General features: G+C 61.8%; 25 protein-coding genes and 1 tRNA gene. 12 read left to right on the top strand and 14 right to left on the bottom strand.

All coding sequences use genetic code 11. The annotated features are described in order from the left end of the window. Window positions 1–124 precede the first annotated feature (124 nt). A complete protein-coding gene (locus AB8A50_RS21570; protein ID WP_120287708.1) occupies window positions 125–1,528 on the top strand; it encodes a flavin monoamine oxidase family protein in 1,404 nt (467 codons plus the stop codon). A gap of 25 nt (window positions 1,529–1,553) precedes the next feature. On the opposite strand, the gene AB8A50_RS21575 is transcribed toward AB8A50_RS21570, so the two are convergent. From AB8A50_RS21575 to rpmI, 6 genes are all read right to left on the bottom strand, one after another. After that, on the bottom strand, window positions 1,554–2,501 hold the full coding sequence (locus AB8A50_RS21575) for an MBL fold metallo-hydrolase (protein ID WP_439078856.1): 948 nt from the start codon (window positions 2,499–2,501) through the stop codon (window positions 1,554–1,556). A 73-nt stretch (window positions 2,502–2,574) separates the two neighbouring features. Next, a complete protein-coding gene (locus AB8A50_RS21580) occupies window positions 2,575–3,342 on the bottom strand; it encodes a TSUP family transporter (RefSeq protein WP_439074113.1) in 768 nt (255 codons plus the stop codon). Continuing rightward, entirely contained in the window at window positions 3,339–5,744 is a 2,406-nt protein-coding gene (gene pheT / locus AB8A50_RS21585; RefSeq protein WP_439078857.1) for a phenylalanine--tRNA ligase subunit beta, read from the bottom strand. The genes AB8A50_RS21580 and pheT overlap by 4 nt, the downstream gene beginning before the upstream one ends. Continuing rightward, window positions 5,741–6,823, bottom strand: coding sequence for a phenylalanine--tRNA ligase subunit alpha (pheS, locus tag AB8A50_RS21590; RefSeq protein WP_089263024.1), 1,083 nt, complete (start codon window positions 6,821–6,823; stop codon window positions 5,741–5,743). Before pheS ends, pheT begins: the two co-directional genes overlap by 4 nt. Window positions 6,824–7,029: 206 nt before the next feature. Further along, the gene (gene rplT / locus AB8A50_RS21595) at window positions 7,030–7,389 is read right to left on the bottom strand and encodes a 50S ribosomal protein L20 (RefSeq protein ID WP_068730282.1); all 360 of its coding nucleotides are present in this window, start codon (window positions 7,387–7,389) and stop codon (window positions 7,030–7,032) included. 68 nt (window positions 7,390–7,457) lie between these two features. Continuing rightward, a complete protein-coding gene (rpmI, locus tag AB8A50_RS21600; protein WP_068730283.1) occupies window positions 7,458–7,658 on the bottom strand; it encodes a 50S ribosomal protein L35 in 201 nt (66 codons plus the stop codon). A 293-nt stretch (window positions 7,659–7,951) separates the two neighbouring features. On the opposite strand from rpmI, the gene AB8A50_RS21605 reads away from it, so the two are divergent. Then, complete coding sequence (locus AB8A50_RS21605) at window positions 7,952–8,098, top strand: hypothetical protein (protein ID WP_176454502.1); 147 nt, start codon at window positions 7,952–7,954, stop codon at window positions 8,096–8,098. Between the two features lie 113 nt (window positions 8,099–8,211). Here the strand turns inward: AB8A50_RS21605 and infC are convergent, their stop codons facing one another. Further along, the gene (infC, locus tag AB8A50_RS21610; protein WP_086936983.1) at window positions 8,212–8,751 is read right to left on the bottom strand and encodes a translation initiation factor IF-3; all 540 of its coding nucleotides are present in this window, start codon (window positions 8,749–8,751) and stop codon (window positions 8,212–8,214) included. Between the two features lie 310 nt (window positions 8,752–9,061). Between infC and AB8A50_RS21615 the strand changes: the two genes are divergently transcribed. After that, window positions 9,062–9,844, top strand: a complete 783-nt coding sequence (locus tag AB8A50_RS21615; protein ID WP_439078858.1) for an alpha/beta hydrolase — start codon at window positions 9,062–9,064, stop codon at window positions 9,842–9,844. Between the two features lie 66 nt (window positions 9,845–9,910). Further along, entirely contained in the window at window positions 9,911–10,381 is a 471-nt protein-coding gene (locus AB8A50_RS21620; RefSeq protein WP_439078859.1) for a nuclear transport factor 2 family protein, read from the top strand. Here AB8A50_RS21620 and queG read toward each other — a convergent pair. Beyond that, a complete protein-coding gene (gene queG, locus AB8A50_RS21625) occupies window positions 10,341–11,576 on the bottom strand; it encodes a tRNA epoxyqueuosine(34) reductase QueG (protein WP_439078860.1) in 1,236 nt (411 codons plus the stop codon). The two genes, AB8A50_RS21620 and queG, sit on opposite strands and share 41 nt — an antisense overlap. Next, complete coding sequence (locus tag AB8A50_RS21630) at window positions 11,525–12,217, bottom strand: glutathione S-transferase family protein (protein WP_068730287.1); 693 nt, start codon at window positions 12,215–12,217, stop codon at window positions 11,525–11,527. The genes queG and AB8A50_RS21630 overlap by 52 nt, the downstream gene beginning before the upstream one ends. A 205-nt stretch (window positions 12,218–12,422) precedes the next feature. Here AB8A50_RS21630 and AB8A50_RS21635 point away from each other — a divergent pair, with 205 nt between their 5' ends. Beyond that, the gene (locus AB8A50_RS21635) at window positions 12,423–13,232 is read left to right on the top strand and encodes an undecaprenyl-diphosphate phosphatase (protein ID WP_170849629.1); all 810 of its coding nucleotides are present in this window, start codon (window positions 12,423–12,425) and stop codon (window positions 13,230–13,232) included. A gap of 71 nt (window positions 13,233–13,303) precedes the next feature. Here the strand turns inward: AB8A50_RS21635 and AB8A50_RS21640 are convergent, their stop codons facing one another. Continuing rightward, window positions 13,304–14,272 carry a complex I NDUFA9 subunit family protein gene (locus tag AB8A50_RS21640; protein ID WP_439078861.1) on the bottom strand — a complete coding sequence of 323 codons (969 nt, stop codon included), beginning with the start codon at window positions 14,270–14,272 and terminating at the stop codon, window positions 13,304–13,306. Window positions 14,273–14,435: 163 nt separating this feature from the next. Here AB8A50_RS21640 and AB8A50_RS21645 point away from each other — a divergent pair. Next, a tRNA-Leu gene (locus AB8A50_RS21645) sits at window positions 14,436–14,522 on the top strand. A gap of 149 nt (window positions 14,523–14,671) precedes the next feature. On the opposite strand, the gene AB8A50_RS21650 is transcribed toward AB8A50_RS21645, so the two are convergent. The 3 genes from AB8A50_RS21650 to AB8A50_RS21660 all read right to left on the bottom strand — a co-directional run bounded on the left by AB8A50_RS21650 (window position 14,672) and on the right by AB8A50_RS21660 (window position 16,800). Continuing rightward, entirely contained in the window at window positions 14,672–15,307 is a 636-nt protein-coding gene (locus AB8A50_RS21650) for a 2-dehydro-3-deoxy-6-phosphogalactonate aldolase (protein ID WP_439078862.1), read from the bottom strand. After that, on the bottom strand, window positions 15,304–16,227 hold the full coding sequence (locus AB8A50_RS21655; protein WP_439078863.1) for a 2-dehydro-3-deoxygalactonokinase: 924 nt from the start codon (window positions 16,225–16,227) through the stop codon (window positions 15,304–15,306). Before AB8A50_RS21655 ends, AB8A50_RS21650 begins: the two co-directional genes overlap by 4 nt. 114 nt (window positions 16,228–16,341) lie before the next feature. After that, a complete protein-coding gene (locus tag AB8A50_RS21660) occupies window positions 16,342–16,800 on the bottom strand; it encodes a hypothetical protein (protein WP_439078864.1) in 459 nt (152 codons plus the stop codon). A 380-nt stretch (window positions 16,801–17,180) separates the two neighbouring features. Between AB8A50_RS21660 and AB8A50_RS21665 the strand changes: the two genes are divergently transcribed. From AB8A50_RS21665 to AB8A50_RS21690, 6 genes are read left to right on the top strand one after another with little or no spacing between them, the layout of a single operon-like run. After that, on the top strand, window positions 17,181–17,270 hold the full coding sequence (locus AB8A50_RS21665; RefSeq protein WP_081421711.1) for a K(+)-transporting ATPase subunit F: 90 nt from the start codon (window positions 17,181–17,183) through the stop codon (window positions 17,268–17,270). A 28-nt stretch (window positions 17,271–17,298) separates the two neighbouring features. Next, window positions 17,299–19,002: a potassium-transporting ATPase subunit KdpA gene (kdpA, locus tag AB8A50_RS21670; protein ID WP_175369386.1), complete on the top strand. Its 1,704-nt coding sequence runs from the start codon at window positions 17,299–17,301 to the stop codon at window positions 19,000–19,002. A gap of 20 nt (window positions 19,003–19,022) precedes the next feature. Continuing rightward, window positions 19,023–21,146, top strand: coding sequence for a potassium-transporting ATPase subunit KdpB (gene kdpB, locus AB8A50_RS21675; protein ID WP_439078865.1), 2,124 nt, complete (start codon window positions 19,023–19,025; stop codon window positions 21,144–21,146). An 11-nt stretch (window positions 21,147–21,157) separates the two neighbouring features. Further along, complete coding sequence (locus AB8A50_RS21680) at window positions 21,158–21,763, top strand: K(+)-transporting ATPase subunit C (protein WP_439078866.1); 606 nt, start codon at window positions 21,158–21,160, stop codon at window positions 21,761–21,763. Between the two features lie 40 nt (window positions 21,764–21,803). Next, complete coding sequence (locus AB8A50_RS21685) at window positions 21,804–24,524, top strand: DUF4118 domain-containing protein (protein WP_439078867.1); 2,721 nt, start codon at window positions 21,804–21,806, stop codon at window positions 24,522–24,524. Continuing rightward, window positions 24,521–25,210 carry a response regulator gene (locus AB8A50_RS21690; protein WP_175369389.1) on the top strand — a complete coding sequence of 230 codons (690 nt, stop codon included), beginning with the start codon at window positions 24,521–24,523 and terminating at the stop codon, window positions 25,208–25,210. Before AB8A50_RS21685 ends, AB8A50_RS21690 begins: the two co-directional genes overlap by 4 nt. A gap of 27 nt (window positions 25,211–25,237) precedes the next feature. Here the strand turns inward: AB8A50_RS21690 and AB8A50_RS21695 are convergent, their stop codons facing one another. Beyond that, window positions 25,238–25,777 carry a MarR family winged helix-turn-helix transcriptional regulator gene (locus AB8A50_RS21695; protein ID WP_158596735.1) on the bottom strand — a complete coding sequence of 180 codons (540 nt, stop codon included), beginning with the start codon at window positions 25,775–25,777 and terminating at the stop codon, window positions 25,238–25,240. Window positions 25,778–25,975: the final 198 nt, after the last annotated feature.

A 25,975-nucleotide genomic window follows, 5' to 3' on the forward strand; every position in this document is an offset into this window, starting at 1 on the left:
AATTTGGTTCATGCCCGCGCGGCGCTGGTGACAATTCATTCACCACGACGGTTGCCGCACACCCTCGAATACGGCAAGGTTCGCGAGACGTTCTCATGCATCATAAAATTTCGGAAACCATGTCATGACGATTTCACGCCGAGATTTCCTGTCGGCGTCCGCAGCATTGACACTTGTGCCGCTGTTCGGTGCAAGGACATTGGCCGCGTCGCTGCCGCGGGATGCTGACATTGTCGTGATTGGCGCGGGCGCTGCGGGCATCGCTGCGGCGCGTCGTATCCAGGCGGCCAATCGCAAGGTGATCGTGGTCGAGGCCTCCAGCCGGATTGGCGGACGGTGCATGACAGACGCGACAAGTTTCGACGCCCCGTTCGATCGCGGCGCGCGCTGGCTGCACACGCCGGAAACCAACGCAGTGGTGAAGCTTGCCCGGCCGGTGGGAATTGATGTCGCGCCATCGCCGCCGAGCCAGAAGCTGCGTATCGGCCGTCGCAATGCCCGCGCCGGCGAGACCGAGGAATTGCTCGCTGCGGTCGTGCGGGCCAATCGCGCCATCGACGAAGCAGCGCGCCGTGCCGACATCTCCTGCGCCGCGGCGCTGCCGAAGGATCTCGGGGACTGGGCGGGCACGATCGATTTCGTGCTCGGGGCCTATGCGACCGGCAAGGACCTCAAGGATCTCTCGACGCTGGATCTCTCGCGCGCGCAGGATCGCGCCATCGATGTTGCCACGCGCCAGGGGCTCGGGGCGTTGATGGGCAAGCTCGGCGAGGCCGTTCCGGTGGCGCTGTCGACCCCTGCGACGCGCGTGACCTGGAGCGGACGCGACATCGGCGTTGAGACGGCGTCAGGGCGCATTGCGGCGCGGGCGGTGATCATCACCGCATCAAGCAATGTGTTGTCGTCGGGGACAATCAAGTTCACGCCGGAACTGCCAAAGCGGCAGCTCGACGCGGCGGCAAAACTCAGCCTCGGCAGCTATGACCGTATCGCGCTACAGTTTACTGGCAATCCGCTCGGGCTGGGTCGCGATGAGCTGATGGTCGAGCAAAGCACGAGCACACGTACCGGTGCACTGTTTGCGAATATTGGCGGGTCATCGCTGTGTACCGTCGATGTCGCGGGCGCATTCGGCCGCGACCTTGCAACTCAGGGCGAGGCCGCGATGGTGGCTTTCGCCGTTGAATGGCTGACGAAGCTGTTCGGCTCCGATATCAAACCGGCGATCAAGCGTTCTGCAACGACGCGCTGGGATACGATGCCATTCGTGCTCGGAGCCATGTCGGGGGCCGCACCGGGTGGCCAGGCCTCGCGCCGCGTATTGGCTGAGCCTATGGGCAATCTGTTCCTTGCCGGCGAAGCCACGCATGAAACATTGTGGGGCACCGTCGATGGCGCATGGGAAAGCGGCGAGCGCGCAGCAGAGGCGGCGCTCAAGAAGATCGGCGCAATGAAAGAGCCGGAACCAGACAAGCCGGTGCGGACGAAGCAGCGGCGGCAGCGGTCGAGCGGAGCGGGGTTGGAGTAGCCGCGACGTGAGGCTGCTATTGGCGCTACACCGGTAGCGCCAGCTGCATCAGATCTTTGGCCACGATGATCTTGCCGGAAAAATTCTTTCGCACGCCCGAGATCCAGTCCTCGTCGGTGACTTCGGGATCGTCGCCCGGCACGAAGTGGCTGAGCACCAGCACCTTCACGCCAGCCGCGGCGGCGATGCGGCCGACATCCTCGGTGGTGGTATGGCTTTCCATCAAATGTTTTTTCAGCGTCGCGCCGTTCTTCGTCTTGATCACCAGCCGGTCAACAGCGGGCACGTAAAGTGCCTCATGCACCAGCACGTCCGCTCCCTTGGCGAACTCTGCTAGCCTCGGGTTGTAGGCGGTGTCGCTGGAGAACACGATGACGCCGTCGGGCGTCTCGAATTTGTAGGCGAAGCTGTCGACGATCGGCGGATGCGGAGTGCGAAACGCTGTCACCTTGACGTCGGCGGTCTGCAGCACAACGCCATACTCGGTGATATCCTTGGCAACGAGCAACGGCCGCGGATCGGGGCGGCCTTCATCTTCGATACGGGTATCAACGTCGAATTTGTTCAACTCCCAGTAAGCCCGGGTCATTGCCTCGATGCCCTTGGGACCAAACGAGTGGATCGGCGTCGAGAGGCCTGCGGCCCAAGCATTGTAGAACAAGTTGCCGTATTCCAGATTGTGATCGGAATGGTGGTGGCTGATGAAGATATACTTCACCGAGGGAAGCGGCACGCCGGCATTGACCAGTTGCCGGCTGACGCCCATGCCGCAATCGATCACGAATGGCGTGTCGTTGACCACAACGAGGTTGGCGGGATTGGATGCACCGACGCCGACGCGCGGGCCGCCTTTGGTGCCGAGAAATATGATCCTGGTGCGCGGTTTTGCCGGCGTCTGCGCCAGCACGGGGCGCGCCGCGAAGACCAGAGCGCCGGCAGCGGCAAACTTCAGCACGTCGCGGCGATCGATCATGGTCTTCTCCCGTTGTTCTTGAATTGGAGAGACCCTAGCGCCGCGCCGGCTGGCGCCGCAAGTCACGCAAGCGTCAGTGAAATATCCCGTCGAACAGCGGTAGGCTGATCAGCGCCGAGACGGCGATTAGCGCGTAGCAGATCTTGCGGAACAGCTCGTCGCTGGCCTTGCCGAACAGTTTCGAGCCGAGCCAGAGGCCGAGACCGAACAGTGGTCCGGTAATCACCGCGAGGCCGAGAATGGCGGAACTCCACAATCCGCCGATCGTATAGCTGATGATGATCAAGACGTCTGCGACCGCGAAATACAGGATGATATTTGCGCGGGTGACGGCAGCGACTGCGGCGTCTCGCAGCCAATACATCACTATCGGCGGGCCGCCGAGTTGCGCCAAGCCACCAAAAAAGCCGGCGACGCCGCCGACACTGACCGTCACCGGAACGGTCGGCTTACCGGGATAGCGCCAGCCGGAGATCAGTAGCGTCAGCATCGTGACGATCAGTGCGACGATGCCCCAGCGAACCGTCAGCGGATCGGCCCAGGCCAACGCCATCGTGCCAAGTGGCACGCCAATAAGTGCGCCCAGCGAAATGATGCTGACGTCGCGCCTGTCGGCTCGTCTTGCGGCGTTCGGGATCAGCGTCAGCGTGGTCGAGAAGTCGATCAGCAGCAGCAAGGGCGACGCGACCTGCGCGCCCGCCACGCTTGAGGCGAGCGGCATGAAGATCAGCGCCGAACCGAAGCCCGAAAACCCGCGGGCCAGTCCGGCGATGAAGGCGGTGACGGTGATAAAAACGAGCGACGTGGTCGAATATTGGACCAGGCCGAGTGATTCCATCATGCGCGTAACGTGCCGCCCGTCTTCTTCGTTACTTCCGCCACGATCTTCGCTGTCACCGCATCAATTTCCTGATCGGTCAGGGTCTTCTCGCGCGGCTGCATGGTCACGGCGATGGCGACGGACTTCTTGTCGTCGTCGATGCCCTTGCCTTCATAGACGTCGAACACCGTCACATCGGTGACCAGCTTCTTGTCCACGCCGGCTGCCGCACGGAGGATGTCACCGGACCTGATCTTGCGATCGACGATGAAGGCGAAGTCGCGTGACACAGGCTGGAACGCCGAGAGCTCCAAAGTCGGTTTGGCGCGGGTCGCCTTCTGCTTGGCGTCGGGAATGCGATCGAGGATCACTTCGAACGCCATCAACGGGCCGTCGGCACCGAGTGCTTCGAGCGTGCGCGGGTGCAACTCGCCGAAATAACCGAGGACGTTCTGCGGTCCGATCTGGATCGTACCCGAACGGCCGGGATGCAGCCAGTTCGCGCCACCGGCGACGATCTGCAGCGCCTGCATCGGTGCACCTGCGGCTGCGAGAACTGCAAAGGCATCGGCCTTGGCGTCGAGTGCGTTCGCAGCGCTGGCGCCTGACCAATGACGGCCGTTGCCAGCCGACGAGGCGAGGCCACGCCGCACGCCGGATGCAGCCATGAACTGATCTTGCGGGCGATCGCCGCGAAAGATCTGGCCGACTTCGAACAGCGCGAGGTCGGACGAACCGCGATGCGCATTGGCCTGAGCGGCTGCGATCAGTCCGGGCAACAGGCTCGGCCGCATGTCGGAGAGGTCGGAGGCGATCGGGTTGGCCAGCGCCAGTTCCGGCGCGCCGCCGCCGAACACCTCGGCATGCGGCTTCGAAATGAACGACCATGTCACGGCCTCGACGAGGCCGCGCGCGGCCAGTCCACGCTTGGCGCGGCGGGTGCGCTGCTGGATCTGCGTCAGTACCGGCTTGCGCGGGGCATCGCCGCGCGGGAATGGCGTCATCGGCACCTTGTCGACGCCGAAGATGCGCATGACTTCTTCGACGATGTCGGCCTTGCCGGTCACGTCGCTACGCCATGACGGCACTGCGACCTTCACCACGGGGCCGCTGCCGGCCACCATGAAGCCGAGATGCGTCAGGATGCGTCGCATCTCCGGGAATGGCACGTCGATGGCGGCGAGGCGCTTCACCTCGGCAATCGGGAAGTCGATGATACGGTCGTCGCCGTAGGGCTTGCCAACGACGATGCTCTCCGACGGTGCGCCGCCGCACAGTTCCATCACCAGCTTGGTTGCCAGTTCGAGACCGGGCACCATGAAGACCGGATCGACGCCGCGCTCGAACCGATAACGCGCGTCGGAATTGATCCCGAGCCTGCGGCCGGTCTGCGCGATATTGATCTCGTTCCACAGCGCGGATTCGATCAGTACATCGGTGGTGTCTTCCGAACAGCCCGACGCTTCGCCGCCCATGATGCCGGCGAGCGACTCGACACCATTGTCGTCGGCGATGACGCAGGCCTTGCTGTCGAGCGTGTAGGTCTTGCCATCCAGCGCGAGCAGTGTTTCGCCGTCACGGGCACGGCGTACCACGATATCGCCCTTCACCTTGGCGGCGTCGAACACATGCAGCGGACGGGCGCGGTCGAAAGTCAGGAAGTTAGTGATGTCGACCAGCGCATTGATCGGGCGCAGGCCGATGGAGGTCAGCTTCTTCTGCAGCCACTCCGGCGACGGGCCGTTCTTGACGCCGCGCACGAGACGTAGCGCGAAGCCGGGGCACAGCTTGGCGTCTTCGACCGTGACTTTCACTGGGCAGGGGAATTCGCCCTTGATCGGCTTGATGCCGGGATTCTTGAACACGCCCATATCGGCCGCGGCGAGATCCCTGGCGATGCCGGACACACCAGTGCAATCCTGACGATTAGGCGTCAGGTTGATTTCTATGACGGGATCGCCGAGCTTGGCCCAGTCGGGGTAAATCGCGCCGACCGGCGCATCGGCCGGCAGCTCGATGATGCCATCGATATTGTCGGGGAGTCCGAGTTCACCGGCCGAGCATATCATGCCCTGGCTTTCGACGCCGCGGATATTGCCGAGGCCGATGGTGAAATCCTTGCCTGGAATATAAGTTCCGGGCCTTGCAAGGACGGTCTTCAGTCCCGCGCGCGCATTCGGCGCCCCGCAGACGATCTGCAGCGGCTTGTCATCGCCGGCATTGACGGTGCAGACGCGCAGCCGATCTGCATTGGGATGTTGCACGGCTGTGACGATCTCGGCGATCGTGAACGGCTTCAGCAGCTTCGCCTTATCGTCGATATGTTCGACCTCGAGCCCGATCATGGTGAGCTTGTCGGTCAGCGTCTCGAGCGACTCGTCGGTCTCGAGATGATCCTTCAGCCAGGAGAGGGAGAATTTCACGTGCTCAGTCCTCCGGCCAGCGTCGGTACTTCAAGCGGCTTGAAGCCATAGTGATTGAGCCAGCGCACGTCGCCCTCGAAGAGCTGACGCAGGTCGGCCATGCCGTATTTCAGCATCGCGATACGATCGATGCCCATGCCCCAGGCGAAACCCTGATACACGTCGGGATCGATGCCGCAGGCGCGCAGCACATTCGGATGCACCATGCCGCAGCCGAGAATCTCGAGCCAATCTTCTCCCTCGCCGAAACGGATCTCGTTCTTGTCGCGGCGACACTGGATATCGACTTCCAGCGACGGCTCCGTGAACGGGAAGAACGACGGACGGAAGCGCATATTGACGTTATCGACTTCGAAGAAAGCCTTGCAGAATTCGTGCAGGATCCATTTGAGGTGGCCGAGATGCGAACCCTTGTCGATGACGAGACCTTCGACCTGATGGAACATCGGCGTGTGGGTCTGGTCAGAGTCGCTGCGATAGGTGCGGCCCGGACAGATCACGCGGATCGGCGGCTGCTGGCTCAGCATGGTGCGCACCTGCACCGGTGACGTATGCGTGCGCAGCAGCAGGCGCGAGCCGTCTTCCTTCGGATTGAAGTAGAAGGTGTCGTGCATCTCGCGGGCAGGGTGGCCCTCGGGGAAGTTCAGTTTGGTGAAGTTGTAGTCGTCGGTCTCGATGTCCGGACCTTCGGCGACGGCGAAGCCCATATCGGCGAAGATCGTCGTCAATTCGTCCCATGTCTGGCTGAGTGGATGAATGCGGCCGAGCTCAGCGGGGCCATCGCGCAGCGGCAGCGTCACGTCGATGGTCTCGGAAGCGAGACGTGCATCGAGGGCTGCGGATTTCAACACATCGCGGCGCGCGGTCAGCGCTTGCGTGACGGTGTCCTTGGCCAGGTTGATGGCCGCGCCTTCGGTCTTGCGTTCTTCCGGCGTCATCTTGCCGAGAGTCGACAACAGCGCGGAGATCGAACCCTTCTTGCCGAGCGCGCCGACGCGCACGGCTTCCAGGGCGGCTTCGTCGGAGGCATTGGCAATATCGGCCAGAATAGTCTGTTGGAGCGTCGTCAGATCGGACATCAGCAACCTCGATGAGAGAGGCGGGCGCCTCTTGCTGTCTGCGCGTCCGACGGAAGGCCGGGCACCAGCTTCTACAGCACGGGTATCACAGGGATTAAGACGTCAATGGCCGGGACAGGAGCGCGTGAACGCTTCTGCCCGGCCATGACAATGTCGATGAATACGCGGAGTGGAGAGCTCAGGCCGCCAGTGCGGCCTTTGCTGGCTTAGGCTGCGAGTGCAGCTTTGGCCTTCTCAGCAATCGCGTTGAACGCCGCCGGCTCGTTGATCGCGAGATCCGAGAGCACCTTGCGGTCGACCGTCACGCCGGACTTGGCGAGACCGTTGATAAACACGCTGTAGGTCATGCCGAGCGGACGGACGGCAGCGTTGAGACGCTGGATCCAGAGCGCGCGGAACGTACGCTTCTTGCGCTTGCGATCGCGGAACGCATATTGGCCGGCCTTGTCGACGGCAGCCTTTGCGGCGCGAATGGTGTTCTTGCGGCGACCGCGGAAACCCTTGGCGGCCTTGTAGACTTTCTTATGCTTGGCGTGAGCCGTCACACCGCGTTTTACGCGAGCCATGACTGATCTCCTTCATCTGAAATAACAAAAGGGGTGATATCCGCCGCAATGAAGCGGCGTAAGGGCGATCAGGCGTTTGGCAGAAAGTACTGCTTGATGTTGTCGCCGTCGGTCTTGAACAGCACGCGGGTGCCGCGGAGCTGACGAATCTGCTTCTTCGTCCGCTTGATCATACCGTGGCGCTTACCGGCATGGGCGGCCATGACCTTACCCGTTCCGGTGACTTTAAAGCGCTTTTTAGCGCCCGACTTGGTCTTCAGCTTGGGCATTTGGCTCTCCTATGGCCACGCAGAAAGCGCCCCGAAAGGCGTTGCGTCGGCTAAAATGCTCGTTAGAGCGTTGAAAATGCTCAACTAACCGCCGTTTGCGGAAAGTCAGCACAGTCATCGACACGGCAGCCCTTAATCAGCCGGGCGACGAAGGTTGCGCTTATGGCAGAGGAATGCTCCGATGGCAACGATTAACGCGGCTCAACACTCTGTTTAGCGCATGGCTTCAGACTGGTCCGACGCGCCCCGGATGCCTATGTGATCCGGACCAGAGAAACAGAGGGACGACGACAATGGCCCGGAATGCACGTGCCGCCGCAAGGGCGGTTGCCATCCAGCAAGATGCTGCTGCTCAGACCGCCACCCGCTGGATGTTCGCAGCCGCTGGCCTCGCCGCGGCTCTCGCGCTGGCCGGTGCACTCGCCCTCATTTCGGGCTGAGCCGTCCAGCTCCAAACGATCTCCGAATACTCCCAAAGAAAAAAGGCCCGCCAGAAATCTGACGGGCCGAAATTCCTGATTACCAACCTCGTTAAGGTCAGTTGGCGCTGTGATCAGCGCGGTGCGAGCACCATCACCACTTGACGACCTTCGAAGCGCGCGTCCTGCTCCACCTTGGCGTATTCGGCGACGTCTGCTTTGACCTTGTCGAGCAGCTTGGTGCCGATTTCTTGGTGCGCCATTTCGCGGCCACGATAGCGCAAGGTGATTTTGACCTTGTCGCCTTCTTCGAAGAAGCGCTGCATCGCGCGCATTTTCACGTCGTAGTCATGATCATCGATCATCGGGCGGAGCTTGATCTCCTTGATTTCGACGATCTTCTGCTTCTTGCGGGCCTCGGCGGCCTTCTTCTGCGCCGAATACTTGAACTTCCCGTAGTCCATGATCTTGCAGACGGGGGGGCTCACATTCGGCGAAATCTCGACCAGATCCATACCGGCTTCCATCGCCATCTTGATCGCAGCAATGGTTTCCACGGTGCCGTGGTTGAGGCCGGTCTGATCAATCAGCTGGATCTGCAGATTGCGAATTTCATCGTTGGTGCGCGGCCCGTCTTTGGTTGCGGCGGGCGGGGCTCTGTTGGGACGGCGAATGGGTAACTCTCCAATGTTGTTTAGGAAGGCCGCAGTGTGAAGGAATAAGGCGTTTGGAGCAAGCAAACTCACGCAACGCAGCGTCAATCACTCAAATACGAGGCAATTTCGTCACGCGAAAGGCCATAGGCGCAGTACACCGCTGACTTGGGTCAAATAGAGTTCCCAGACCCGTTCTGCAAGCCGTGGTTGACAGGAGCGCAACGCGGCATCGAGGCGGACGTTCCCTGGGATGGGTATGGACGTTGACGATCCCGACCTGCTCAATCAAACAGCAAGCGGCATTTCAGGGTCGAACAAGGATGGTTTGATGAGCACAACGGTATCGACCGACCCCACTTTCATCACGGCAGGTACAGGCAGTAGCCGCCGCCAGATCGCCATGCGGGTCCGCGATGGCGCTGCTCCGGGCCTGTTCTGGATGAGCGGCTTCAAATCCGACATGCAGGGCGGCAAGGCGGTGGCGCTCGATGCCTGGGCCGCCGAGCATGGCCGGGCCTGTGTGCGTTTCGATTATTCCGGCCATGGCGAATCCGGCGGCGATTTCGTCGATGGCACCATCGGCCAATGGCTGGAGGATGGCCTCGCAGTGTTTGATGCGGCCTGTCAGGGGCCGCAGGTGGTGATTGGCTCGTCGATGGGCGGCTGGATGGCACTCCTGCTGGCGCGCGCGCTGGCCCGACGCAGCAAAGCGGGGCGCGCGACGCTGAAGGGCCTGGTGCTGATCGCGCCGGCGCCGGATTTCACCGAAGAGCTGATGTGGAAAGGCTTCTCGCCGGAAATCCGCGCGGAGATCGAGACCACCGGTCAATGGCTGCGCCCGTCGGAATATGGCGAGCCCTATCCGATCACGCGGCGGTTGATCGAAGAGGGGCGCAATCACCTGCTGCTTGGCAGCGCGATCAATGTCGGTTGCCCCGTGCGGATTTTGCAAGGCAGGCAGGACCCCGACGTGCCCTGGCAGCACGCTTTCCGGCTGGCCGAACGGCTGCCGAGCGAGGATGTCGTGCTGACCATGATCCAGGACGGCGACCATCGGCTGTCGCGCCCGCAGGACATTGCGCGACTATTGTCGGCTGTGGCGGAGTTTTGATTGCATCACCCGTACCGTTGAATAGGCTCGCCTGAAAAGAGCGATCAATCAGCGGGAGGAATTCGGATGGACGCTACGGTACTCTTGCGCGCATTTTGCGATGCCGTTGAACAGCGTGACGGCCAGAGCTTCGCTACGCTGTTCACCGAGGACGGCGTCTATCACGACGTCTTCTATGGCGCATTCGAAGGCCGCGTGAAAATCGCCGACATGGTCGACGACTGGTTCTATCGGACCGCGGAAGATTTTCGTTGGGACATGCACACGCCCGTCAGCGACGGCACCACGCTCTATGCGCGCTATACATTCAGTTATCGCTCGAAACTCCCGGAGGCCAATGGCGGCCGCGCGATGTTCGAAGGCGTTGCGATCATGACGCTGCGTGACGGCAAGATCGTGAGCTATCATGAAGTGGCCAATACGGCGCCGGCCTTCGTCGATTTGCATTTCGCGCCGGAGCGCATCGCCAAGATCGTCGCCAAGCAGGGTGAAGCGCTCAAAGCGCGACCGGAGATGGCGCGACACCTGACGAACTGAGCGCCAGTCGCCACTCGCTACCGACGCTCTCGTCCTGTTCGGCTTCGGTGAACTGCACAGCCAATGCAGCAAACGCATCCGCAGGCATCAGTTGCGACAACGCCCACACTGCTGCCCCGCGGACCATAGGGCTTTCATCGCCGAGCAGTCGCTGCGCGTCGTCCATCAGCGACAGGTCGTTTGAATTGCCGATGGCGATCAGCACATTGCGGATGAAACGGTTGCGGCCGATACGCTTCACGGGTGACTTCGTAAAGAACGTGCGGAAAGCCGCATCGTCGAGCTTCGCAAGTTCGGCCAGCGACGGCGCGCGCAACTCATCGCGTGCGGCGAGTTTGATCTCGCGGCCTTCCTGGGCGAATTTGTTCCACGGGCAGGCGGCGAGGCAATCATCGCAGCCATAGATGCGATTGCCCATGGGCTTGCGGAATTCGTGCGGGATAGGCCCCTTGTTCTCGATGGTGAGATAGGAAATGCAGCGCCGCGCATCGAGTTTGTAAGGCGCCGGAAAGGCCGATGTCGGGCAACTGTCGAGACAGGCCTGGCACGAGCCGCAGTGATCGATGGTGCGCGCATCGCGCGGCAGTTCGAGCGTGGTGAAGATCGCGCCGAGAAACAGCCACGAGCCGAATTCGCGCGAGACGAGATTGGTATGCTTGCCCTGCCAGCCCAATCCTGCGGCGCCGGCGAGCGGCTTTTCCATCACGGCAGCCGTATCGACAAACACTTTCACATCGCCGCCGGCTTGCGTGATCAGCCAGCGCGCCAGCAGCTTCAGGCGCTTCTTGATGAGGTCATGATAGTCGTCGCCGCGGGCATAGACCGAGATCGCGGCGTGTGAGCGGTGCTTGAGGATCTCGAGCGGATTCTCGTCGGGTCCATAATTGACGCCGAGCATGATGACGGAGCGCACGTCCTGCCACATCACTTTGGGATCGGCGCGGCGGTCCGGATTGTCGGCGAGCCACTCCATGTCGCCATGGGCGCCGGCATTGAGAAATTCCTGCAGCCGCTCGCGCACGCCGGCGATGGCGTCCGGATCGGTGATCCCGATTGAATCGAAGCCAAGCGCCTTCGCCTCGCGCGTCAGCCTATCCTTGAGATCGGCGGGAAGCGTGGCGCGGTCGTCGTCAGCGGATGGGCTCAGAAATCGAGATCCACATAGGTCCGCGATGCCGGCACGCCCGCCAGCCATTCGCTCAGCAGTGGTCGGAACGACGGACGGGATTTCACCCGCGCGTACCACGCCTTCGCTGCGTCGTCCTCGCTCCATGGCACATCGCCCAGATAGTCGATCGCCGACAGATGAGCTGCCGCGACCAGATCCGCATAAGTCAGTCGGTCACCGGCCAGAAAATTGCGTGTCCGCGCCAGCCAGCCGATATAGGCCAGATGATAGCGCACATTTGCGGTGGCTGCGCGAATCACATCCATCGCCGGGGCGCCGCCGCCGACCTCTTCGCTCATGAAGCGCTTGTAGATGCGTTCGGTGACCAGTGGGCCGGACGCTTCCTCGAAGAATTTCTCGTTGAACCACGCCATCAGCCGGCGCACTTCGATGCGTTCCGCCATCGCGACAGGCAGCAGGCGACGATCGCCCATCTCCGGTCCATGGGTCTCGTCGATATATTCGGCGATGATCCCGGCGCCAGGAATGGGCGGGAAACCGTCGGTGAGCAGCACAGGCGTAGTTCCCGCAGGATTGAGCGCCAGAAATGCCTCGCGCCGATCCCACGGCCGCTCGTCCACCAGTGTGAGATCGAGTCCGTATTCGCCGAGTACGAGACGAATGAAGCGGGAATGCGGACAGAACGAGTGATGGTAAAGCGTGTACATGCCGGCCTTGATAGTTATGCGGTCGTTAAGAAAGCGTCTCGGTTGCGTCGGTGGTAAAAGTGTCACGCGGCGCGCGCCAAACTAGCGAAGCTTGGCTCTGAGGCAACCCGCGAATGTGATGGTATTTGCGATTGCAGCAATGAAGGGAATAGGCGAGAAGAACCCGGCTTTTTCAGGCCCACACTGACGAAGGACAGATAAGCAGATGATGTCTGATGCGATAAGGGCGGTGATTCTCGGCATTGTCGAGGGTGTCACCGAGTTCCTGCCGGTTTCCTCAACGGGGCATCTGCTGCTCGCGGAACGCTTCTTCGATCTGGGCGAGGACAATTTCTGGAAGAGCTTCGCCGTGCTGATCCAGCTCGGCGCCATTCTGGCGATCCTTGCACTTTACTTCGGCAAGTTGTGGCATATCGCGCTGAACCTGTTCAAAGGTGACGCTGCGGCGCGTCGGTTCGTGATCGGCGTGCTGATCGCGTTCCTGCCTGCTGCCATCATCGGCGCCGCTGCCGGCGGCTATGTCAAAAGCTATTTGTTCAATCCGTGGGTCGTGTGTTTTTCGCTGATCGTTGGCGGGGCGATCCTGCTCTGGGTCGATCAGCTCGATCTTGAGCCCGTGCATCACGATGCCACGACGTTTCCATTGCCGATGTATCTGAAGATCGGTCTGGCGCAATGTGTGGCGATGATTCCCGGCGTGTCGCGCTCCGGCGCGACCATCGTCGGCGCTATGCTGCTCGGTGCTGAAAAGCGCGCAGCGGCGGAGTTCTCGTTCTTCCTGGCGATCCCGACCATGGTCGGTGCCTTCGTCTACGATCTCTACAAGAGCCGGGCCGATCTCTCGGTCGATCACGGCGTGATCATCGCCATCGGTTTCGTGGTGTCGTTCATCACCGCGATCATCGTGGTGAAGAGCTTTCTCGGCTACGTGACCCGCCACGGCTTCGCGTTGTTCGCATGGTGGCGCGTGATCGTCGGTACGCTCGGGCTGATCGCGCTGGCGCTGGGCTACTGAATTTTGCCAAACACTCTGCTGTCATCCCCGCTCCGCGCACGCCTTCGGCGTGCCAGGCGGGGACGATATCGTCAGTTTATGCCGTTATGTGCGAACTGACCGGTGGCGCGGAAGCGCCAGAGATATTGTGGCGCAATCGCTTCCAGCGAATCAGCGGCAATACCCAAGCCATCCAGCGTTAGACCGGCCGCCTTGGCGGCTTCCGACACCACATTGTCGACACCAAGCATGGTGACCTGATCCGGCGTCAGCTTGAAGTCGCCAGGGGCGAATTGCAGGAAATAGGACTGCAGCTTGGCGATGGCCGTCGGCACCGGCAGCGTCATGCGCTTGCGCTCGATGGTGGTCAGAATGATCTCGATGATCTCATTCATCGTCAGCACCTCCGGGCCGCCAAGTTCATAGGTGGCGCCCGGCCTGGTCTTGCCGTCGACGGCATCGGCCGCAGCCTGGGCGACATCGCCCACATAGACCGGCTGCATCTTGGTCGTGGCGCCGAACACCGGCATCACCGGGGCCATCCGGGCGAGATTGGCAAATCGATTGGTGAACTGATCCTCGGGGCCGAACACGATCGACGGGCGCAGGATGGTCGCGGAAGGCACAGCCGCCAGCACGGCCTGCTCGCCGGCCGCCTTGGCACGGGCATAGGCCGATTCAGAATCGGCATCGGCGCCGATGGCTGAAAACTGCACCATCCGCGCGCCGATCTCGGCGGCAGCCTGCGCGACCGCGCCGGCGCCTCGCGCCTGCACGGCATCAAAGGTCTGCGCGCCGCTTTCGGTCAGGATACCCACCAGATTGACGACGATGCTGGCGTCGCGCATCGCGGCCTTGATCGAGGCGGGGTGGCGCAAATTGGCCTGAACGATATTGATCTGTCCGACACGGCCAAGCGGTTGCAGATGGCCGGCCAGTTCCGGCCGACGCACGGCGACCCTGATCCGGTATTCGCGCTTGGCCAGCGCGCGGACCACATGGCGTCCCACGAAGCCGGATCCGCCGAAAACCGTAACGAGGGTGTCGATGGGGGCAGCCATGGATCAGTTCCTTGAGTCAGTCATGCAAGGGCAAAACGGGGGAATTTAGACCAATTCGCGATACGCCAACGCGCGAGGCCTGTACAGCGGATTTGGAATTGAACGAAGCAATTTGACAAGCGCGTAACGGCCCCCTACTAACCGCGCCACGTGCCTCGCACGTGCCCAGGTGGCGGAATTGGTAGACGCGCTGGCTTCAGGTGCCAGTGGCTTAACGGCCGTGAAGGTTCGAGTCCTTTCCTGGGCACCACGGTGCTCCTAAGTCTCTGATATTCAGAGCAATTCAATGAATTTGACAGTTTGGGGCTGCGCGGTCGATGCGTGCGGGCGCGGAGGTGTTTCTGCCTTGCCGCCGCCGCGAAGCGCGCGCCAACCGCGAACAGACATTGCACCCTGTTTCTAACGGGTCATCGCCTGATCATAGGCCGCGACAGAGGCCTGTGCGGTCGCCTTCACTTCGATAGCGCTCATTCCGGGTCGATACAGGCTGCTGCCAAGACCGAAGGCCTGTATGCCGGCGGCGACATAGTCCGCGAAATTCCGGTCGGAAACACCACCAACAGCCCCGATCACAGCATCCCTGGGCAGAACCGCGCGAATGGCGGCGATGCCGGACGGGCCGAGGATCGATGCCGGAAAGAATTTCAGGGCGGACGCGCCGGCGCGCAACGCGAGGAAAGCTTCGGTCGGCGAGAACACGCCGGGCATCGTGACCATGCCGCAGCTCGCCGCCATCGCCAGCACATCGACATCGACATTCGGGCTCACCATCAGACGCCCGCCGACATCGGCGACGCGGGCGCAGTCATTCGCGGTGAGGACGGTGCCGGCGCCGATCAGGGTGTCGCTGCCAAATCGTTTGCAGATCCGTGCGATGGATTCGAACGGATCGGGCGAGTTCAGCGGTACTTCAATCATCTCGAAGCCGGTGTCGATCAACGTCTCGACGATGCTCTCCACCTCGTCGGGCTGCACGCCGCGCAGGATGGCGACGAGCGGACGCTTCACGGTGGGCCAACGGATTGGCTGGTTCATGTGAACTGAGCTCCCCACAGATGGATTGCGGCCTTGGTCAGGCCGTGTTGCGACGCGCGTTCGGCATCAACGATGGCGACCTCGAAGCCGGCAGCTGCAAGCGCCGACGCATAGAGATCCTTGAGCGCGCCGGCGCCGATCAGGCGCACCGGATGCCGCGTGCCATAGCGCGATCCGGCATCGGCGATTTCCGTGCCGATCAGGAGGCCCGACAGGCGTGCAGCGCCATCCGCCTGTTGCTGGAAACCGAGCAGTTGCGCCGCGCGCAGGCTGAAGAGCGAGGCGGTGAGGCCCGTCGGCGCATCGAGCGCGCGTTGCAGGCCATCACGGAACGCGTCATTCGCGGCGGGCGACGGCGCGTCGTGATCCACCGCGTGTTTCAGGATGCTGTGTTGAGTGATGACCGAAAAGAGCTCGCCGGTCATATAGGTCGTGAATGACACCACGCTGCCGGCGTCGATCCAGACCCATTTGCTATGGGTGCCGGGAATGCAGACCAGACCGGTGAAGTCGGGTTCGGTCACGCCGAGCAGTTGCGTCTCTTCGCCGCGCATGACGTCGGGTGCCGCGGCGTCGGCTTGCGCGATGCCGGGTAGGATACGCACGTCGCCTTGCGTGTCGACACGCTGCGCACCGTCGTGCAAGGCGTCGAGGCGTGTCGGTGCGTGCAGATAGGGCGCCTCGATCCAGCCCTGTTGCGCGCCGGCCATACCACAGATCAACACAGGCACGTTCTGCATTCCGCCAAGTTTGGCAAGATGATCAGCGAGCACCGGAGCGAAGCCGGCAGCCGCGCAATGCAGCATGCCTTCAGGCCCGCGCGTCTCCGCAAGCACGCTGCCATCGGCGGTCATCAACCAGCCTCGAAAGCTGCTGGTGCCCCAATCGACCGCGACGAAGGCCGGTTTGTCTGCTGTCACGTTTTGCTCTGGCTTGTCATGGCACGAATTTGTGCCGAGCATAGCCGAAAGCTTCACTCTTGGAAGGCTGTTCGCGGCGGTCGAGCTACAGCATTTCGCACCGCCCCTCTTCGCTCAAGAGTAATTCTCACACAGCATCGGCTCGGAATCGGTGGGTTGGATCGCGCGCACCGGCACTTGCGTCAGATGCGGCGTGCCTCCGCGGCTAACGACAGCGCGAAATGCATCCAAGATCGCCATCGCCATGTCTGGGTGATGCGTCTCGACGGCGCTGTCCAGCCAGTCAGGAAGGTCACGCTGGTTCGAGAGAGCGCAATGCCATTCACCTTCGTCATAAGCGAGCCGACGCAGTTGCCACCGCGGCAGTTCGATCGCGATCAGGGCAAGCGCGGCATCGGTCCAGGCGCCGGCAGCGACCAGGCGATCGAGGCGCTGGGCCTCCGCTGTGCGACGCATTGCCGGCAGGCGCTTGCAGGTGGTGAGGCAGATCGCGGTGAAACTCGTAGCGTCAAGCGGAGCCGTTTCGGATGGCGCTTCGGAAAGGGGCGTTCGCTGAATCGAGATGAACGACATGACGGGTCTCCATGAACAGCGCGATCTTCGGAAGACCGCATCATGCAATATCCGTAGTCCGTCATTTGAATACGAGGCAGCTTCGGGCACGAAGATATAAAGGCTGCATAAGCACCCGAGGATTAGCGGCGCACGCGCACGCGCTCCGCCACGTCTTTATGAGATTCCTATAAGTTCGCTGCTGGCCTCATCTCGAAAACCTACGTCCTGAATGGCACCTGATCGTGCATCGGGCGCGAGAGCCGTTTGCTCCGTGTCGCCGCAGTCATTGCATCAGGAGCATTCCATGCTGGACGCCGTCATGCTGGCCCTCGGGCTCGGCTTTTTCATTCTCACCCTGGGCTACGCCTATGCCTGCGAGCGGCTGTGAGGAGCGCATCATGATTTTCGATTACACGCTCGCCGGCTTCGTGTCCGCGGCATTGCTGATCTACCTCACTTACGCGCTGCTGCGACCCGAGCGGTTCTGAGCGCGCGCACCTCAAAAGGTCAACTGACATGACAATGATTGGCTGGATTCAAATTGCTCTGTACTGCGCGGTGGTTCTCGCGCTGGTGAAGCCGCTCGGCGGCTACATGACATCAGTCTTCAACGGCGAGCGTACGTTCCTCTCTCCGATTCTGCGGCCGGTCGAAGCCGGTCTGTACTGGATCGGTGGCGTCGACGAGAAACGTGAGCAGCACTGGCTGACCTATACGGTTGCCATGCTGCTGTTTCATGTGGTCGGCTTCCTCGGTCTCTACGCGATCATGCGGCTGCAGGCCGTGCTGCCGTTCAATCCTGCCGGGCAGTCCGCGGTCGCCGAAGATCTCTCCTTCAACACCGCGATCTCCTTCATCACCAACACCAACTGGCAGAACTACGGCGGCGAAAGCACCATGTCGTATCTGACCCAGATGCTGGGTCTGACGGTACATAACTTCCTGTCGGCGGCGGCCGGCATCGCATTGGCCGTGGCACTGATCCGCGGCTTCGCACGGTCGTCGATGCGCACCATCGGTAATTTCTGGGTCGATATTACCCGTTGCACGCTCTATGTGCTGCTGCCGATCTGCATCGTCTACACGCTATTCCTGGTCTGGCAGGGCATGCCGCAGACGCTCGGCGCCTATGTCGATGCGACCACGCTTGAAGGTGCGAAGCAGACCATCGCGGTTGGCCCCGTTGCGTCGCAGGTTGCCATCAAGATGCTCGGCACCAATGGCGGCGGCTTCTTCAACGCCAATGCGGCGCATCCGTTCGAGAACCCGACGGCGCTGTCGAACTTCATCCAGATGATCTCGATCTTCGCGCTAGGTGCGGCGATGACCAATGTGTTCGGCCGCATGGTCGGCAACCCAAGGCAAGGCTGGGCGATTCTGGCCGTGATGGGCGTGCTGTTCATTGTCGGCGTTGCCATCACTTATGGCGCCGAAGCCTCGGGCACCACAGGCCTGAATGCACTCGGCCTCACCGGCGGTAATATGGAAGGCAAGGAACTGCGCTTTGGCATTGTCGCCTCCAGCCTGTTCGCGGTCATCACCACGGCGGCATCCTGCGGTGCGGTCAATGCGATGCATGACTCGTTTACAGCGATTGGCGGCATGATCCCGCTGATCAATATGCAGCTCGGCGAGATTATCGTCGGCGGTGTTGGTGCCGGTCTCTACGGCATGCTGCTGTTCGTCGTGCTGGCAATCTTCGTCGCCGGTCTGATGGTCGGCCGCACACCGGAATATGTCGGCAAGAAGATCGAGGCGCGTGAAGTGAAGATGGCGATGCTCGCCATTCTCGTCCTGCCGCTGATGTATCTTGGTTGGACCGCGGTGGCGGTGGTGTTGCCCTCGGCCGTGGCCTCCATGGCCAATGCCGGGCCGCATGGCTTCACCGAGGTGCTCTACGCTTTCACCTCGGCCACCGGCAATAACGGCTCGGCCTTCGGCGGGCTCACCGGCAACACCTTCTTTTACAACCTCACACTGGCGAGTTCGATGTTCGTCGGCCGCTTCTTCATGATCGTGCCAGCCATGGCGCTGGCCGGATCATTGGCCGCGAAGAAGTCGATCCCGGCTTCGGCCGGCACCTTGCCGACCACCGGCGGACTGTTTGTCGGTCTCGTCATCGGCGTGATCCTGATCATCGGCGGTCTCACCTTCTTCCCGGCACTCGCGCTCGGGCCGATCGTCGAGCACCTCGCGATGACCGCCAGCACCCTGTTCTGATCGGATTTGGAGTTATGTCCATGGAAACGTTGAAACTGCAGAAGCGGGTGCCGGTCTCGGCCATGCTCGATTCGAAAATTGTCATCCCAGCCATCGGCTCGGCTTTCAAAAAGCTTGATCCGCGGCTGATGATCAAGAATCCCGTGATGTTCGTGGTCGAGGTCGTCGCCGCACTCACCACGGTGATCTTCATCAAGAACGTCATCACCGGCGGAAGCGATCTGGGATTTGCGTTCCAGATCATCCTCTGGCTCTGGTTCACGGTGCTGTTCGCCAACTTTGCCGAAGCCGTCGCCGAAGGGCGCGGCAAGGCGCAGGCGGAATCGCTGAAGAAGACCCGCACCGAAAGCCAGGCCAAGCTGCTCACCGGCAGCGACAGCGGCGACAAGAGCTACCGCATGGTCTCGGGCACCAGCCTGAAGGTTGGCGATGTCGTGCTGGTGGAAGCCGGCGACAACATCCCGTCCGACGGTGAAGTGATCGAAGGCGTGGCTTCAGTTAATGAGGCGGCGATCACCGGCGAGTCTGCACCTGTCATTCGTGAATCCGGCGGCGATCGCTCGGCGGTCACCGGCGGCACGCAGGTGCTGTCCGACTGGATTCGCGTCCGCATCACCGCGGCGCAAGGCTCGACTTTTATCGACCGTATGATCAAGCTGGTCGAAGGCGCCGAGCGGCAGAAGACACCGAACGAGATCGCACTGAACATCCTGCTGGTCGGCCTCACCATCATTTTCGTCTTCGCCACGGTGACGATCCCGAGCTATGCGGCTTATGCTGGTGGTTCGATCTCGGTGGTGGTGCTGGTGGCTTTGTTCGTGACCCTGATCCCGACCACCATCGGCGCGCTGTTGTCGGCGATCGGCATTGCCGGCATGGATCGTCTGGTGCGCTTCAACGTGCTGGCGATGTCCGGTCGTGCGGTGGAAGCTGCCGGGGACGTCGATACGCTGCTGCTCGACAAGACCGGCACCATCACGCTCGGCAATCGTCAGGCGACAGCCTTCCGTCCGGTGCGCGGCGTGACCGAACAGGAACTGGCCGATGCGGCGCAGCTTGCATCGCTCGCGGACGAAACCCCGGAAGGTCGCTCCATCGTCGTGCTGGCCAAGGAGAAATACGGCATTCGCGGTCGCGACATGGCCGAACTGTCAGCGACTTTCGTGCCGTTCACCGCACAGACCAGGATGAGCGGTGTCGATGCCGGTGGTTCGTCGGTTCGCAAGGGCGCGGTGGATTCGATACTCGCTTACGTCAACGGTGGCGCGTCGTTCGCCGTGGCGTCCGGCAACACCGTGCGTGCGATGCAGCCGGCCACAATGTCGGACACGGCACGTGAAATCCAGGCGATCTCCGACGAGATTGCAAAGGGCGGCGGCACCCCGTTGGCGGTTGCGCGCGATGGCAAGCTGCTCGGCGTCATCCATCTGAAGGATATCGTCAAGGGCGGCATCCGTGAGCGTTTCGCCGAACTGCGCCGCATGGGCATCCGCACCATCATGATCACCGGCGACAATCCGATGACCGCTGCAGCCATCGCAGCCGAAGCCGGCGTCGATGATTTCCTGGCGCAGGCGACACCCGAGGACAAGCTGCAGCTTATCCGCGACGAGCAGGCCAAGGGCAAGTTGGTGGCGATGTGCGGCGACGGCACCAACGACGCGCCGGCACTGGCGCAGGCCGATGTGGGCGTCGCGATGAACACCGGCACGCAGGCGGCGCGCGAGGCGGGCAATATGGTCGATCTGGACTCCAATCCGACCAAGCTCATCGAGGTCGTCGAAATCGGCAAGCAGCTCCTGATGACGCGAGGTGCGCTGACCACGTTCTCGATCGCCAATGACGTGGCGAAGTATTTCGCCATCATCCCGGCGATCTTCCTCGCCTTCTATCCGCAGCTTGAAGCGCTCAATGTCATGAAGCTGGCGAGCCCGCAGAGTGCCATCCTGTCGGCCATCATCTTCAATGCGATCATCATCATCGCGCTGATCCCGCTCGCCCTGAAAGGCGTCGCCTATCGCCCGATCGGAGCCGGCGCACTGCTCGGCCGCAACCTGCTGATCTACGGCTTCGGCGGCATCATCGTTCCGTTCATCGGTATCAAGGCGATCGACCTCGTCGTCACCGCCCTGCACCTGGTTTGAGGAGTTATGTTATGTTGAGAGAAATTCGTCCGGCCATCGTTCTGCTGCTCGGTCTCACGGCCATCACCGGCCTCGCCTATCCGCTCGCGATGACAGGCATTGCCGAAGCGATCATGCCGAACCAGGCGCAAGGCAGCCTCATCGAACGGGACGGCAAGGTTGTCGGCTCGTCCCTGATCGGTCAGGAATTCAAGGGTGAGGAATACTTCCACGGCCGCCCGTCGGCGACCCTGGGTCCCGACCCGCAGGATTCCACAAAGACGGTGCCGCAGCCTTACAATGCCATCAACTCGATGGGCTCCAATCTCGGCCCGACCAGCAAGGCGCTGATCGACCGCGTGAAGGAGGACGTCGAGAAACTGAAGGCGGAGAATCCATCGATGCCGGTGCCGATCGATCTCGTCACCACCTCGGGCAGCGGTCTCGACCCCAACATCTCGCCGGAGGGTGCGCTGTTTCAGGTGCCTCGGGTTGCCAAGGCGCGTAAGCTGCCGGAGGATCGCGTCCGCCAGCTGGTGACCGAGAAGACAGAAGGTCGCTTTGGTGGCTTGCTCGGCGAACCGCGCGTTAACGTTCTCGCCTTGAATCTCGCGCTGGACGCCGCCTCACCGCAGTAGGCCGTCTAGGCCCAAGCCCTGGCGGAGACTATATTGCCTTATGGCAAATCAGCGCCGCGATCCCGATCAACGACCTTCGCCTGAAGCCTTGCTGGAAACAGCAAGGCGCGAGGAAGGTGCGGCCGGGCGGTTGAAGATTTTTGTCGGCGCCGCTCCCGGCGTCGGCAAGACCTACGAGATGCTGCAAAGCGCCCATGCCAGGCGCAAGGCGGGTGTCGATGTGGTGGTTGGCGTGGTGGAGACCCATGGGCGCGCCGAGACCGAGGCGCTACTCACGGGTCTTGAAGTCATTCCCCGGCGCCGTATCGATCACAAGGGTCAAGTTCTCGAGGAAATGGACCTCGATGCCTTGATCGCACGGCGGCCGCAGATCGCATTGGTGGACGAACTCGCCCATACCAACGCGTCCGGCAGCCGGCATCCGAAACGTTATCTCGACGTCGCGGAATTATTGGCCGCAGGGATCGACGTCTACACGGCAGTCAATATCCAGCACATCGAAAGCCTGAATGATGTGGTCGCCCAAATCACTCATGTGCGGGTGCGCGAGACCGTGCCGGATTCGGTGTTCGATCGTGCAGACGCCATCGAGCTGATCGACCTCACCCCGGACGATCTGATCCAGCGCCTGAAGGAAGGCAAGGTCTACGTTCCCAAACAGGCCGAGCGCGCGCTGGAGCATTATTTCTCGCCTGGCAATCTCACGGCGTTGCGCGAGCTGGCGTTGCGACGGACGGCCGACCGGGTCGATGAGCAATTGCTCACGCATATGCAGGCCAATGCCATTGCCGGCCCGTGGGCTGCCGGCGAACGCATTCTGGTCTGTATCAGCGAGGACCCGCGCTCAGCCGGGCTGGTGCGCTACACCAAGCGTCTCGCGGATCGGCTTCACGCGCCGTGGACGGCGGTCAGCATCGAGACGCGACGCAGCCTTCAACTCACCGAAGAACAGCGCGACCGGCTTGCCGATACGCTGCGGCTCGCCGAGGCGCTTGGCGCCGAAGCCCTAACGATTCCGGGCGCAGGCCGGCGCATCGCCGACGATCTGCTCGGCTATGCGCATGCCAATAACGTCACCCAGATCGTGATAGGCAAGGCATCGCGGTCATGGTGGTTCGAATTGGTGCGCGGTTCGGTGGTGCATGATCTCGTGCGGCGCGCCGGCAATATCAGCGTGCATGTGATCGCCGGCGATGCACTGCCGACGGAGCCGGCTGCGAAACGTGCGCAGATGACCGACCGCGTCGAGCCGTTCGATGCAAAGCCCTATATTGCGGCGCTGGCGGTCGTGGCGGTGGCTCTTGGAGCCGCAACGCTGCTGCGTCCGATCTTCGGGATCGAGAATGTCGATCTGATGTTTCTCACCGCCGTGGTCGGCGTCGCCGTGCGCTTTGGTCTCTGGCCATCGCTGCTGGCGAGCGTCGTGGCATCGCTGAGCTATAATTTCTTCTTCCTGCCGCCGGTTTACACGCTCACCATCACCGATCCAACCAATGTGGCGGCCTTCTTCTTCTTCATGCTGATCGCCATTCTCGTGTCCAATGTCGCGGCGCGGGTGCGCACCCAGGCCGTCTCGGCCTTTGGCCGTGTGCGCACAACCGAGTCGCTCTATGCGTTCAGCCGCAAACTCGCGGGTACGGCGGCGCTCGATGATGTGCTGTGGGCGAGCGCGTATCAGATCGCATTGATGCTGAAGGTGCGGGTTGTGTTGCTGTTGCCGGAGCAGGGTGTGATCACCGTCAAGGCCGGATATCCGCCTGAGGACGAATTGGACAAGGCGGATCTGGCCGCTGCCAACTGGGCCTGGAGCAATGATCGCCCCGCCGGTCGTGGCTCTGAAACATTGCCCGGCGCGAAGCGGCTGTTTCTGCCGATGCGGACCGGTCGTGGACCGATCGGTGTGATCGGCATCGACGATGATCGCACTGGGCCATTGCTGACGCCGGACCAGCGCCGGTTGCTGGATGCACTTGTGGACCAGAGCGCACTCGCGATCGAGCGCGTGCAACTTGTGGAAGACATGGACCGTGCGCAGCGCAACGTCGAATCCGATAGGTTGCGTCAGGCGCTGCTGACCTCGATCTCGCATGATCTGAAGACGCCGCTGGCCTCCGTGCTTGGCGCGGCCTCCACACTGCGCGATCTGTCGCCGAAGCTCAGCGAGGCCGAGAAGGCCGATCTGCTCGGTACGGTGATCGACGAATCCGAACGGCTGAACCGCTTCATCGCCAATCTGCTGGATATGACCAAGCTGGAATCCGGTGCCGTGGTGCCGAATGCAACGCTGCAGGATCTCACCGAGATCGTCGGTAGTGCGCTGCGCCGGGCCGGCAAAATCCTCAGCAGGCATCGCGTCGCGCTCGATCTGGCGCCAAACCTGCCGATGCTGGAGCTGGATGCGGTACTGTTCGAGCAGGTGCTGTTCAATTTGCTTGATAATGCTGCGAAATATGCCCCGGATGACACCACCATCGCGATCCGGGCCATACGCGACAAGGAGTCGGTCTCGCTGCAGGTGATGGACGAGGGTGCGGGCATTCCACCCGCCGATCTCGAGCAGGTGTTCGATAAATTCTATCGCGCCAACAAGGGCGATCACGTTCGGGCGGGCACCGGCCTCGGTCTTGCGATCTCCCGGGGCTTTGTTGAGGCAATGCATGGCACCATTTCGGCCACCAATCGCGCCGACCGATCAGGCGCCGTGTTGACCATCCGCCTTCCCGTCCCGCCGGCCTCCGAAGCTCTGGACACCGCCGCATGAACACCGCCGCCATCAAGGTCCTGGTCATCGATGATGAGCCGCCGATCCGCAAATTGCTGCGCATGGGCCTCAGCACCCAGGGCTATGACATCCTTGAGGCCAGCAACGGCAAGATCGCGCTGGAGAAACTGGCGGAGAAGCCCGCTTTGATCATTCTCGATCTGGGCCTGCCCGACATCCAGGGCCACGATCTGCTGCAGATGATTCGCGCCCGTGACGACAGCGTGCCGATCGTGGTGCTGTCCAGCCGCGGCGATGAAGCTGGCAAGGTGCAGGCGCTCGATCTCGGTGCCGACGACTATCTCACCAAGCCGTTCGGCATGGATGAGCTGCTGGCGCGCATGCGGGCCGCGCTCAGGCATCAGCTGCAGGTTCATGGCGAGCGGCCGGTATTCCGCTCCGGCGAATTGTCGGTCGATCTGGTGCGCCGCATCGTCAAGGTGGGTGACCGTGAGGTGAAACTGTCACCAAAGGAATATGAGTTGCTGCGGGTCCTGGTGCAGCATGCCGGCAAGGTGCTGACTCACCGGTTTCTGCTGAAGGAATTGTGGGACGAACTCACCGACGCACAATATCTGCGCGTTTATGTCCGCCAGCTGCGTCAAAAGATCGAGCTCGATCCGGAGCGCCCGCAATTCGTCCTGACCGAAACGGGTATCGGCTACCGGCTGCGCGCCGGAGAATAGCTAACGACAAACCCGTCAAACAGCAGGTTATTTGGTCTGCCGGGCGACCGATGCCGGTGCGTTGTAGTCCAGCAGCCGGATCGCCTCGTCGGCGGCGTCCACCATCTCCGACATCAGCTTGCGCGTTCGCTCGAAATCCGCAGCCGACATGCTGCGAAACAGCATATCGTTCACCGGACGCTGAACGGGTGCCAATTCATTGAGCAGCGCGCGCGCTTTCGGCGTGATGGTCAGAATGACGCGGCGGCGATCTTCCTCATCGGTCTCTTTTTCAACAAGGCCGTTTGATACCAGCTTGTTGATCTCGATCGTAATGAACGCGCCGCTGAAGTGCAGGTGCTCGGCGACCTGATTGACGCCGATCTTCTCATCCGTGCCGCTCAAATGAGCAATGGCGATCAGCACTGTGTATTGCGTGCCGGACAGGCCGATCACTGCGCCGAGTTGCCCGCGCACAGCCTGAAGCCGCGCCGAAAACGCCAATGTGTCATGGACAAATTGGCGGAAAGCCCGATCCGATCCGTCGACCATCAATTGTGGCCGCGAAATCGTCGGTTCTACCTTCATTTTACGTGATTTGCTCTTAATCGCCATCAGGTCCCCGCACACCTATGAGTCGTATAGCGGCGGCGTTACGCACAAACAAGTTGGAACCAGTGCGTTTTGATAGCAGGCCAGCCATGCTTGACAGCGCGCGCTTTCGTTCGATAATATAGCTTTGTTATAAAGCTAATGCGCGTCGTTCAGGTTTCGCGATTAGGAGAT

Source organism: Tardiphaga sp. 841_E9_N1_2, from assembly GCF_051811065.1.
Lineage (GTDB): Bacteria > Pseudomonadota > Alphaproteobacteria > Rhizobiales > Xanthobacteraceae > Tardiphaga > Tardiphaga robiniae.

Coding starts and splice junctions, on each gene's coding strand:
- AB8A50_RS21570 (WP_120287708.1), top strand. CDS start 125: ATGACGATTTCACGCCGAGATTTCCTGTCGGCGTCCGCAGCATTGACA.
- rplT (WP_068730282.1), bottom strand. CDS start 7,389: ATGGCTCGCGTAAAACGCGGTGTGACGGCTCACGCCAAGCATAAGAAA.
- AB8A50_RS21640 (WP_439078861.1), bottom strand. CDS start 14,272: ATGGCTGCCCCCATCGACACCCTCGTTACGGTTTTCGGCGGATCCGGC.
- AB8A50_RS21650 (WP_439078862.1), bottom strand. CDS start 15,307: ATGAACCAGCCAATCCGTTGGCCCACCGTGAAGCGTCCGCTCGTCGCC.
- AB8A50_RS21630 (WP_068730287.1), bottom strand. CDS start 12,217: ATGTACACGCTTTACCATCACTCGTTCTGTCCGCATTCCCGCTTCATT.
- AB8A50_RS21680 (WP_439078866.1), top strand. CDS start 21,158: ATGTTGAGAGAAATTCGTCCGGCCATCGTTCTGCTGCTCGGTCTCACG.
- AB8A50_RS21575 (WP_439078856.1), bottom strand. CDS start 2,501: ATGATCGATCGCCGCGACGTGCTGAAGTTTGCCGCTGCCGGCGCTCTG.
- AB8A50_RS21685 (WP_439078867.1), top strand. CDS start 21,804: ATGGCAAATCAGCGCCGCGATCCCGATCAACGACCTTCGCCTGAAGCC.
- AB8A50_RS21695 (WP_158596735.1), bottom strand. CDS start 25,777: ATGAAGGTAGAACCGACGATTTCGCGGCCACAATTGATGGTCGACGGA.
- AB8A50_RS21580 (WP_439074113.1), bottom strand. CDS start 3,342: ATGATGGAATCACTCGGCCTGGTCCAATATTCGACCACGTCGCTCGTT.
- AB8A50_RS21660 (WP_439078864.1), bottom strand. CDS start 16,800: ATGTCGTTCATCTCGATTCAGCGAACGCCCCTTTCCGAAGCGCCATCC.
- AB8A50_RS21605 (WP_176454502.1), top strand. CDS start 7,952: ATGGCCCGGAATGCACGTGCCGCCGCAAGGGCGGTTGCCATCCAGCAA.
- AB8A50_RS21615 (WP_439078858.1), top strand. CDS start 9,062: ATGAGCACAACGGTATCGACCGACCCCACTTTCATCACGGCAGGTACA.
- AB8A50_RS21665 (WP_081421711.1), top strand. CDS start 17,181: ATGATTTTCGATTACACGCTCGCCGGCTTCGTGTCCGCGGCATTGCTG.
- pheS (WP_089263024.1), bottom strand. CDS start 6,823: ATGTCCGATCTGACGACGCTCCAACAGACTATTCTGGCCGATATTGCC.
- AB8A50_RS21620 (WP_439078859.1), top strand. CDS start 9,911: ATGGACGCTACGGTACTCTTGCGCGCATTTTGCGATGCCGTTGAACAG.
- AB8A50_RS21635 (WP_170849629.1), top strand. CDS start 12,423: ATGATGTCTGATGCGATAAGGGCGGTGATTCTCGGCATTGTCGAGGGT.
- queG (WP_439078860.1), bottom strand. CDS start 11,576: ATGGCTGGCGGGCGTGCCGGCATCGCGGACCTATGTGGATCTCGATTT.
- kdpA (WP_175369386.1), top strand. CDS start 17,299: ATGACAATGATTGGCTGGATTCAAATTGCTCTGTACTGCGCGGTGGTT.
- kdpB (WP_439078865.1), top strand. CDS start 19,023: ATGGAAACGTTGAAACTGCAGAAGCGGGTGCCGGTCTCGGCCATGCTC.
- rpmI (WP_068730283.1), bottom strand. CDS start 7,658: ATGCCCAAGCTGAAGACCAAGTCGGGCGCTAAAAAGCGCTTTAAAGTC.
- AB8A50_RS21690 (WP_175369389.1), top strand. CDS start 24,521: ATGAACACCGCCGCCATCAAGGTCCTGGTCATCGATGATGAGCCGCCG.